Raw genomic sequence first — 7,561 nt, 5'->3', positions numbered from 1 at the left:
ACCAGAACGCGGCCGAGCGCCGGGTTGAACACGGCTTGGGCGGGGCCTTCGCCATCGATCAACTGGCCGTTGATCAGGAGTTTGGTTTGCATGGGATTGTCCTCACTAACAATTTTATTCTTCTGCCTGAACGAGATCTAAATGTAGGAGTGAGCCTGCTCGCGATAGCGGCCCGACAGTCGACTTCACTGTTGAATGACAGTCCGCCATCGCGAGCAGGCTCACTCCTATAGAGATTCGGTTTCTACAGGGATTTATGTGTCTTCAAATCATCGGTCTATTGACCGCCGCACCGGATACATCAGTTGCCTTGACCTGCGGTTTCGAAAACTTCCACGCGTCCCCAGCCGGCGCCGTGCCCTTGTCGTAGGGCTTGCCCAGCAGCATGTAGACAAGGCCCGCGCCCATCACCACCAGCGTGGTCAGGATCATTGCGTAGTTGATGTACCAAGGGGCATCCGGCGAACGGGGCCAGACCATGTTGACGATGGCGCACAGGCCATACACCAGCGCGGCCAGGTTCACCCACAGGCCCCACGCACCGAGGCTAAATTGACCGTTCGGGCGCCAGCCCTTGGCGCGGGCGATCAGGGCAGCGATGACGATCAACTGGAAGGCGACGTAGATGCCGATGGCCGCGAAGCCGACGATGGTCGCCACGGCATCGGCCATGAATATTCCCAGGCAAACAATGGCCGCAGGCACCAGGCCGCTGATGATCAAGGCGAACGATGGCACGTGGTTGCCCGACAGGCGTTTGAGCAGCGAACTGCCAATGATCATTTCGTCGCGGGCGTAGGCGAACAACAGACGGCTGGCCGCCGCTTGCAAGCTCAACACACAGGAGATGAACGACACCATGACCACCGCCATCACCAGGCGCGATCCGACCGGGCCGAAGGCATTGGCCAGGATGGTGGCGACCGGATCGGTGTCTTCGCCAGCGAGCACCTTGGCCATGTCCGGCACTGACAGGATCAGCGCCAGGCACGCGAACATCGCTGCCGCACCACCAATGTAGATGGTCATGCGCATGGCTTTGGGAATGCGCTTGCCAGGGTTCGGGGTTTCTTCGGCGACATCGCCGCAGGCCTCGAACCCGTAGTACTGGAACAGGCCGGCCAGGGACGCCGCGAGGAAGGCCGGCAAATACGAGCCGTTGACCTGCAGGTTGAAGGTGTCGAACAGTACGCTGAAGGGTTGATGACGCTCGAAGATCAGCAGGTAGCCACCGACGAGAATCGCCCCGACCAGCTCACAGAGAAAACCGAACATCGCCACCCGCGCCAGCAGTTTGGTGCCAACCAGGTTCAGCGCGGTCGACAGCAGGATGATGCTCAAGGCGATGTAGATGTTGGCTTCGGGGCCAGGGTTGAAACCCAGCATAATGGCCAGATACGGTCCGGCGCCCACGGCAACCCCGGCGATGGTTGCGCACAAGGCCCAGGCATACACCCAGCCGACCATCCACGCCCAGCGCTTGCCGACCAGCCGACGCGCCCACGGATAGACACCGCCGGAAATCGGAAACTGCGAGACGATTTCACCAAAGATCAAGCACACCAGCAGCTGGCCGGCGCCGATCAGCAGGTAGGACCAGAACATCGGTGGACCGCCAGCGGCCAGGCACAACCCGAACAACGTGTACACGCCGACGACCGGCGACAAATAGGTAAAGCCCAGGGAAAAGTTCTCCCAAAGGCTCATGCTTCGATTGAAATCCGAACTGTAGCCGAGGGCGCGGAGCTGTTCCGCATCCTGATCGGCGCTGACGCTTGCACGCGTGTTGGATGAGCCACTCATGTTATTTCCTCATTATCAATGGCAGTGGATTAGTGCTGGCGGGTGATCCCGAGCTTGTTGTTGTTGTTGTTGTTGTTGTTGTCATGCACACACGGACCCTGTAGCAGCTGGCGAAGCCTGCGTTCGGCTGCGTAGCAGTCGTGAAACCGGTGCGTGCAGTCAACCTGACACACCGTGCATTCTGATTTCTCGACTGCTTCGCAGCCGAACGCAGGCTTCGCCAGCTGCTACAGGTTTATTGATTTACGCCTGCTTTTTGATTTCGCTGTCACGCCCGTCGTCGTACTGCGACAGCCATTCAACAGCCGCATCGCGGTAGCGGCTGAAGCCCTTGTAATCGACCAGCTGCTGGTTCAGGTCCCGCAGGACCCGATGCATGCGCCGCGCCCACGCCGGGTTGGTGGCGATGTCTTCCAGGCTCAGCAGATAGGTACGAATCGGGAACACGATGGCGTTGCTGCGCGGCAATCGATGCAGCGGCTGCAACTCGATACGCAGGTAAACCAGCTTGCCGGCATTTTCAGCGGTCACGATGGTGCGGTCCGGTGCCCACTCCGGCAGGCTTTCGGCCGAGACTTCAAGGCGCGGATTGACCGTCAGCGACCAGTTCAGGCGACGCACCGGGTGCCCGGTACGCAAGCGCAGCAGAAACTTGAGCGCGCGATCGAGCATGCCGATTTCCTTCACCAGCGGCACCGGTCCGTGGAACTCTTCCCAACTCATGCCCAGGTTGAAACGCAGGGAGTAATCGGCGCGTTGGGTGGCGATTCCCGCGCCCCAATAGAGCGTGCCGTCGCGTTCTTCCTGCAGCACCCAATCACCCTGAGCCTGGCGCGTGACGTATTCCATCGGCTCATAGGGCAGGGTGGCCGGATCGCCAAAGGTGAAACGATCGTCGATGTCCAGCAGGCGGTTGATCCAGTGCCACTGACGACCTTCGCGCGCCAGGCTGAAGTACTGCGGATAGTCTCGGGCGTAGGACTCCATGATCAATTCGAGCAAGTCCCATTGCGCCTCCATCATGTGGGGCGCCGAGACGTAATGCATGCCCGGGTCTTTTTCCAGGGTGATCGCGCGGTCCTTGCACTCGCTGATGTAATGCTCGTCGATATCGAATGCGGCCCTGAACGCACCGTCACCTACCGGGACATGCGGCTCCAGGTTCATCGAGTACATGTAGTCGTCATCGGGGAACGGGAAGGGTGCGCGGGCGATGGTCTCCGGGCTGTTGGCGAAGGTGTAGTCGTCGCGGTAGGTTTCGTCGGGATTGAATTTTATGTTCATTGTTTTTTTCTCCGTCGATCAGAGGTCGATGACCAGGCGATTGCACTTGGCGCGGGATACGCAGGGCATGATTTTCTTGCGGCTGGTTTTGTCTTCATCGGACAGCCAGTCATCGCTGTGCAGCAGCTCTCCATCGAGCTCGAGTACCTCGGTTTCGCAATGACCACAGGCGCCGCCGCGACACAGGTAGGGCATGGTGTAGCCGGCAGCTTCCACCGCTTCGAGCATGGTCTGGTCGGGCGAGACTTCGATGGTTGCGCCGCTGCGGCCCAGGGTGAAACTGAAGGCTTCACCGCCGCTGCTTTGTTCGAGAAAGCGCTCGAAGTGCACATGGCTGTCGGTCCAGCCCAGATCCCTGGCGCACACCAGCGTGGCGTCGATCATGCTGTCCGGACCGCACACATACACGTGGCTACCCAGCGGGCGGTCAGCCAGGACCCGGCCGATCTCCATACGCGCATCGACACCCTTGCGGTACAGATGAACCTGGGCGCCATAAGTGGCCTGCAACTCCTTGCCGAGTTGCGCATGTTCTTCACCGCGCACGGCGTAATGCAGCTCGAAAGGCACCTTGCTCAGGCGTAACTCTTCGAGCTGGGAGATCACCGGCGTGATACCGACGCCGCCGGTAATGAAAATGTGCAGCCGCGCCTGCTTGATCAGCGGGAACAGGTTGACCGGTGGCGTGACCTCGATCAGGTCCCCTTCACTGACATCGTCGTGCATCGATACCGACCCGCCACGGCCGCTGTCCACCCGGCGCACGGCGATCTGATAACTGCTGGTGTCGTAAGGCGAACTCAGCAGCGAGTAAGGATTGCGCAGTGTGTTGTGCGGGTTGGAAATCAGCACCACCACGTGGCTGCCGCCGGAGAAGGCCGGCAAGTGCGCACCGGTTGGCGACACCAGGGTGAAGCGTTTTATTTCCGGCGTCACCGCTTCGATGCGGGCAACCCGCAGGTTCAACGTCCCATTGTTCTGGCTCATGTATCGAGCTCCTCGGCTTCGGGCAATTCACCCGGGACTTCGGCATCGGCCTTGACCGCCTGAAAGGCCGCCAGGCGCCGGGAATAGTGATCGCGCACCACCAGCGTGACGCCGCAACCGGGGCAGTCGTAAACGCGTTGGGTGACGTTTTCGGTGTAGGTGTCGCAGTGCACGCACCAGACTCGGCGCACCAGTGTCCCGGAGTGCTCGCGCAGGACTTCGTCGCGGTTGAGGTCGAAATGCGTGGCCACTTGCATGGCGCTGCCCAGAAAACTTTCCGAGCCGGCGAGGTATAGACGGGTCCCCATGCGCGCATCGCTGAGCAAACTTTTGAGCTCGTCGATCAGCGCCTGATTGGTCGCGTGCAGGTGAAGGGGGTGTTGTGGGTGCTGCTGCAATTGGGCGAGGAAGTCCTGACCGGAAAAAGACTCCTGGGAGTACAGCAAGGTGATGGGGCTGTTCTGCCCGTTCATGTCAGCCAACAGGCGCAACATGGCGCGACCGCCGCTGCCTTGCCCGGCAATGATGTGCCGGATACCTCCTGGCAGCGGTTGCAACCGGTCATAGACGGGTCGGCTTTTGATCCCGGTAATCAACATTTTTATTATTCCTCCTGGCTACCGGCTCGGCTTTAGGAAGCCGGCCCTGATGCAATGCCCAGCGATGGTGGGTTGCAGATAGCAGGAGCACAGGTCGTGCCAATTGACTAAGTTGTTGTAAATAAAGGGGTTTGCGTTCTTGTGGCAGAAACGGACAGGCAAAAGTAACTAGATATGTATGCGTTTTTGCAGCGGTAGAATGGCAACACACAGACCCTTGGGTGGGATCGCTGTGGAGCGCCTCCTACACAGCTGCTACATAGCTTCTACAGGGAGGGCGTTACTCGTCGCGCTGGAGCTTGCGGATCAACGTGCCGATGTCGATCCCCAGGTGCTGCGCAGCTTTGCGCTTGCTGCCACACAAATGCACCGCTTTGAGAATGATCTGCCGTTCAAATTGCTGCACCTGAAGCTTCAGATTCTGCTCCGGGTCATCCTGCGAAATATCGTCCGTGACCCGCGTTTTCAATGGCTCCTGCACAGTTCCCGTTTGCAGCAATTCGGCAGGCAGGTGATGCTCTTGCGCTTCATCGTCGGCGAGGACCGCCAGGCGTTCGAAAATGTTTACCAGTTCACGGATATTGCCGGGGTAGTCATAGCTCATCAGCCGCTTGCGGCAGCCGGCAGACAGACTCAACGACGGCTCGCGATCGCCATTGATGCGGCTGAGCAAGATGTCGATGAGAAAGGGCAGGTCGTCCCGGTGCTGGCGCAGTGGCGGGATTTCTACCGGCAGGACGGCCAGGCGATAGTAGAGATCGGCGCGAAATTCGCCGACGCTCACAAGATGACGCAGGTCCTTGTTAGTGGCCGCTATCACCTGTACCTGAACGGTTTTGCTCAGGGGCGAGCCGACTGACTGAATGGTGCTGTCTTCAAGAAACTTCAACAGCTTGGCCTGGACATGCAGCGGAATTTCACCGATCTCGTCGAGGAACAACGTCCCGCCCGCAGCGGCCTCGATGTAGCCTTGCTTGCCGCCCGCCAGTGCGCCAGTGAAGGCGCCGCGTTCATAGCCGAACATCTCCGACTCGAACAGGCTTTCCGGGATGCTCCCGCAATTGACGTGGATGAACGGCCGATCACCCCAGCCGGCCGCGCGGTGGATATGCCGCGCGATGGCGGTTTTGCCGACACCCGGCTCACCGAGCAACAGCAACCGTGCGCGACGCCGAAAGGCCCGCACGCCCGTATCGGCAATGCTCGATAACTGCGGTGAAAGATGCAGCGCGTTGTCCTGTGGATCACGCAGGCCCTGGGGTTCCACGGGGCGGGCACCCAGCGATGCGCGACGTTGCGGTTGGCTGCCGTCGAAGTCTTTCTGGGTCAGCATCCTGAACGGTTTTTCATACGCCCCGGTGGGTATGGCGTGGGTGCTGCTGAGCATCACCCGACCTTCCCGGGAGCGGGTCAAGGCATTGTTGCCGCCGCGATTCAGCGCCGCCTGCAAGTCGTCGTAGTTCAACGCCGAACGCTGGAAGAATTCACTGTCGGACAGCCCGATGGCCTGCTGCTTCGAGAGGCGGTTGACCCGCTCGGCGGCCAGGTTGAGAAAACGCACACGACCCTCGCCATCCGTCACGATCAGCGCTTCGCTGAAGCTGTCGAGCAGGGCATGCAGCGCCGGGGTTTCCAGCAGTGCCGCGAGCACTTCACTGCTGACGTTGACTGAAGAGCGCATGCCCATCTGCAAGGTAGGCGGCAGGTTGGAGTCTTTCATGGGTGCAACTCTTGGGCGTGCAGCACACCTTGTCGTTCACGAAACACCGCGACGCGCCAGGCCACGCCTTCACGAATCTGAATGCGCGAACAGTGCACGTCGAAGTCCGGCTCGCGGCCACTCAGGTCGGGCAGCGGCAAGCGGTGCCAGGTGCGCTCGGGCAGGGCATTGTCCAGCAGGAGGCGAGCGATGCCGGCGCCATTGGTAATGCCGAAGGTCTCTTCAAACGCTACGTTGCGCCATTGCGGTTGCAGGTGCTCATCGATCACCAGCACGGCGTCCGGTACAGCGTCGAAGACCCTTCGCAAGGCGTCGATACGCTGCTCGGCGTCGTGTTGCATGCGCAGTTCCTGACTGACGTCGCGGATGCTGCCCCACATGCGTAACAGGTGCCCGTTGACGATGGTGGCCCGAACATCGTTCTCGACATAGGCGGGTGAACCATCGTGGCGACGGTCCACGGACAGCGCGCAGTCGACGCTGAAACCGGCTTCGATCAGGCGTCGCACGAACTCTTCGTTGGCCGGGCTGCGTGGCCAGTAAAGGCGAACCGGTTGCTGGTTGAAATCAACATCGGACGGCATCTCGTAGACATCGGCCATCGCCCGGTTGCACAGACGCCAGTGCGAGTCGTTTTCGAAGACCTGGCGAACGATTTCATCCGGCGAGTTGTTGATGTCCACCGCCTCGGCAAACTCGATGCACCAGTAGGCGACTTTGGCGCTTTGCAGCATCTGGCTCATCACTTCGTTGGCGTTGTGCATTTCCCGCACGCGATGGCCCAGCGCACCGAGGGCAATGTTCAGCAAATGCAGGCGCGCCGGTTGAACCGAACGCCATTCCAGCAGGCCGCTGGCGATCACGTGCAGCAACCCGCCGTTGTGGCGAATGAGGGTCAGTTCCAGGCTGTGGACCTGCTCGTCGGCGGGTGGATTGGCAAACAGCAAGCGCAAAGCCCGTACAGACTCGACGCTGTAGAAGCGTTCGATCGGCTGGTGCAATGATTCTTCAGGCGCATAGCCCAATTGATCGCTCAAGCTCTCGGACAGGCTGACGAGTAACCCGTCGGCACTCAGGGTGCTGGTAAGCGGCGGGGCCTTCTGGGCCAGGAAATCAAGAGTATCCATCGGTCAATCGGCTCTGGTTGGCTCGGGGGGACCTGACTGTG

General features: G+C 60.4%; 6 protein-coding genes. All 6 read right to left on the bottom strand.

The genetic code is table 11. The features are described 5' to 3' along the window. Positions 1-264 precede the first annotated feature (264 nt). A complete protein-coding gene (locus AC3ZVB_RS11330; RefSeq protein ID WP_490146574.1) occupies positions 265-1,803 on the bottom strand; it encodes an APC family permease in 1,539 nt (512 codons plus the stop codon). A gap of 243 nt (positions 1,804-2,046) precedes the next feature. Beyond that, positions 2,047-3,087 carry a heme-dependent oxidative N-demethylase family protein gene (locus tag AC3ZVB_RS11325; RefSeq protein ID WP_162440915.1) on the bottom strand — a complete coding sequence of 347 codons (1,041 nt, stop codon included), beginning with the start codon at positions 3,085-3,087 and terminating at the stop codon, positions 2,047-2,049. A gap of 18 nt (positions 3,088-3,105) precedes the next feature. Further along, the gene (locus AC3ZVB_RS11320; RefSeq protein ID WP_490146573.1) at positions 3,106-4,074 is read right to left on the bottom strand and encodes a PDR/VanB family oxidoreductase; all 969 of its coding nucleotides are present in this window, start codon (positions 4,072-4,074) and stop codon (positions 3,106-3,108) included. Next, entirely contained in the window at positions 4,071-4,673 is a 603-nt protein-coding gene (locus AC3ZVB_RS11315; RefSeq protein ID WP_490146572.1) for a dimethylamine monooxygenase subunit DmmA family protein, read from the bottom strand. Before AC3ZVB_RS11315 ends, AC3ZVB_RS11320 begins: the two co-directional genes overlap by 4 nt. Positions 4,674-4,953: 280 nt before the next feature. Beyond that, positions 4,954-6,393 (bottom strand): sigma-54 interaction domain-containing protein, encoded by a 1,440-nt coding sequence (locus AC3ZVB_RS11310; RefSeq protein ID WP_490146571.1) that lies wholly within the window; start codon positions 6,391-6,393, stop codon positions 4,954-4,956. Further along, complete coding sequence (locus tag AC3ZVB_RS11305; RefSeq protein ID WP_490146570.1) at positions 6,390-7,520, bottom strand: PAS domain-containing protein; 1,131 nt, start codon at positions 7,518-7,520, stop codon at positions 6,390-6,392. Before AC3ZVB_RS11305 ends, AC3ZVB_RS11310 begins: the two co-directional genes overlap by 4 nt. Positions 7,521-7,561: the final 41 nt, after the last annotated feature.

It is taken from the genome of Pseudomonas sp. MDV22-iso1, from assembly GCF_058145095.1.
The sequence above is the reverse complement of the archived record's forward strand: the minus strand, read 5'-3'. Positions and strand labels throughout refer to the sequence as shown.

Coding starts and splice junctions, on each gene's coding strand:
- AC3ZVB_RS11330 (WP_490146574.1), bottom strand. CDS start 1,803: ATGAGTGGCTCATCCAACACGCGTGCAAGCGTCAGCGCCGATCAGGAT.
- AC3ZVB_RS11310 (WP_490146571.1), bottom strand. CDS start 6,393: ATGAAAGACTCCAACCTGCCGCCTACCTTGCAGATGGGCATGCGCTCT.
- AC3ZVB_RS11305 (WP_490146570.1), bottom strand. CDS start 7,520: ATGGATACTCTTGATTTCCTGGCCCAGAAGGCCCCGCCGCTTACCAGC.
- AC3ZVB_RS11320 (WP_490146573.1), bottom strand. CDS start 4,074: ATGAGCCAGAACAATGGGACGTTGAACCTGCGGGTTGCCCGCATCGAA.
- AC3ZVB_RS11325 (WP_162440915.1), bottom strand. CDS start 3,087: ATGAACATAAAATTCAATCCCGACGAAACCTACCGCGACGACTACACC.
- AC3ZVB_RS11315 (WP_490146572.1), bottom strand. CDS start 4,673: ATGTTGATTACCGGGATCAAAAGCCGACCCGTCTATGACCGGTTGCAA.